We start from the raw sequence: 2,145 nt of genomic DNA on the forward strand, positions 1-2,145 counted from the left end.
TCCCCGCCGGGCGCGGCGGGAAGGCACCGCCGCCCGTCCAGGACACCACCGCCGTCCCCGCCTCCGGGAACGGCGAGAAGGGCGTGAAGGTCACCTGGCGGCCGTCCGAGGGCGCCACCTCCTACGCCGTCTACCGGGTGGACGGCGAAGGCCCCGGCTGCGCCCCCGTCGACCCCAGGCGCCTCATCGCCAACGTCCGCGGCGGCGGCATCGTCGACCCCGCCGCCAAGCCCGGCCGCACCTACACCTACTACGTCACCGCCCTGGACCGCCTCCACCACCAGAGCGCCCCCGGACGCGGCGCAAGCGTCAGCCCGCCCCAGGGATAATGATCATGCTCCGCGGGGAGGAATTCAGACACCTGACCCCCGGAGGTAAGAGCATGGCGCTGTCGATGGAGGAGCAGCGGATCCTCACGCAGATCGAGGTCCGCCTGAGCGAGGACGAACCGCGGTTGGCCCATCGACTCGCCTGTCTCGGCGAGCCCCGCCGCCGCGCCCGCACCGTCATCCTCGCCGCGGCCGCCGTCATCATCATCGTCCTCGCCGCGGCCGGCGCCGCGATCGCCGCGGCCGTCCTGTGACACCACCGCCCTGAACCGGCCCCGGCGCCGGCCACACACGCCGCGCCGCGCCGGGCCGGGCCCGCCCGCTGACGCGCGAACGCCGATGCCCCGGCGAGGACCTCCTCGCCGGGGCATCGGCGTTCAAGCCGGTGTGGTGGTCGCCTCACGGCGAAAGGCACAACGAAGCTCCAGCCCGGACCGCATGGGACCGGCGGTATTCCCCGAAGGCGTCAGGTAGAGCCCGGGGGACACATGCCACACCGACCCGTCCACTGTAACGGCTTCCCGCGGGTGCTCCTCCACCGCGCCCCCGATGTCCCGATCACCTCACCCCCGGGTGAGGCTTGCCTGCGACCGTGCACCCCGCCCGCTCCGGAGGCGTCCCCGACTATGACCGCGCGCTCGCGGCGCCGGGGATCGGCGGCCAGGGGGACGGCCGCACCGGCACAGAGGGGAGAAGCGACAGTGACCACCACGGGGACCGGAACCAGGCGACCCGCCACCACGGCCGCCGACCACGGCACGGACGCCGGCGGGGACAGCGGCGCGCCGCGCCGCACCGGCGGCACCGACCGCCCGGACGACGAGACCGAACCCATGAACACCCAGGACACCGCGGCGGACGACGACTCCGGCAGCGCCGCCGACAACGACCCCGGCAGCGCCGCCGACAACGACTCCGGCGGCGCGGACGACAGCACGGTCGGCGGCGCGGTCGGTGCCCGGGGGCACGGCACCGGCGGTGCCGTGTTCGCGGCGTGGGATCTGGCCGCCGAACCGGCCGCCGCCTCCCGCGCCCGCGGACTCACCCGCCGCGCCCTGCGCGAATGGCACGTCACCGACCCCGGCGACGTCGACGACATCGTCCTCATCGTCGACGAACTCGTCACCAACGCCGTCGTGCACGGCGCCGGGCCCGTCCGCCTCGCCCTGCGCCTGCGCGGCGACCGCCTCGACGGCGAAGTCCGCGACGCCGCCCCCACCGACCACCCCGGCCGGCACGGGACTCCCGGGCCGCTGACGGGCGCCGCGCCCGCCGAACCGCGCGTCCTGGACTGGGCCGAGGCCGGACGCGGGCTCCTGCTGGTCGCCGCCCTCGCCACCCGGTACGGGGCCCGGCCCGAACCGCCCGGCAAGACCGTCTGGTTCGCCCGCCACCTCACCGCGGCGGGCGACGAAAACCGGCCCGCCTGACACACGCGGCTGGGCGCCCGGGCCGGGGTCACGCCTGCAGGGGGCAGCGGTCCACGACCCAGAACTCCTCCTCGTCACCGGACGGCGCCGGCGGCGGCTCGCCGGTCAGCCGGTCCAGATGCCACTCGATGTGCGCCAGCGGCCCCCGCCAGCCCGCCAGCAGGTCCGCCAGCGGACGCGGCGGGCCCGGCGGGCCGTAGGGGCGCGGGTCGGGCAGCTCGCCCTCCCACAGCGCGTCGTCGCAGCCCGCCGCCCAGTGCGCCACCGACTCCAGGACCTCCTCCAGGTCACGGGCCAGATCACCCAGCGACCGCAGCGCCATCGCGTCCTGGATCATCCGCTCGCGCGCGTCGAAGGGCATCTCCCGGTCGAACCCCTCCGGAAAC

Annotated in this window: 3 protein-coding genes and 1 pseudogene; 3 read left to right on the forward strand and 1 reads right to left on the reverse strand. The window is 76.1% G+C overall.

Translation table 11 applies throughout. The annotated features are described in order from the left end of the window. From E1264_RS44330 to E1264_RS42215, 3 genes and pseudogenes are all read left to right on the forward strand, one after another. Positions 1–329: pseudogene (locus E1264_RS44330) on the forward strand (hypothetical protein); the annotation flags it as partial. Between the two features lie 5 nt (positions 330–334). Continuing rightward, positions 335–583 carry a DUF3040 domain-containing protein gene (locus E1264_RS42210; RefSeq protein ID WP_243711516.1) on the forward strand — a complete coding sequence of 83 codons (249 nt, stop codon included), beginning with the start codon at positions 335–337 and terminating at the stop codon, positions 581–583. Positions 584–1,030: 447 nt separating this feature from the next. After that, complete coding sequence (locus E1264_RS42215) at positions 1,031–1,759, forward strand: ATP-binding protein (protein ID WP_132183147.1); 729 nt, start codon at positions 1,031–1,033, stop codon at positions 1,757–1,759. Between the two features lie 28 nt (positions 1,760–1,787). Here the strand turns inward: E1264_RS42215 and E1264_RS42220 are convergent. After that, a partial coding sequence (locus E1264_RS42220; RefSeq protein ID WP_207936995.1) for a hypothetical protein occupies positions 1,788–2,145 on the reverse strand: 358 nt, incomplete at its 5' end.

This window comes from Actinomadura sp. KC216, assembly GCF_004348535.1.
In the GTDB taxonomy this organism is placed as follows: domain Bacteria; phylum Actinomycetota; class Actinomycetes; order Streptosporangiales; family Streptosporangiaceae; genus Spirillospora.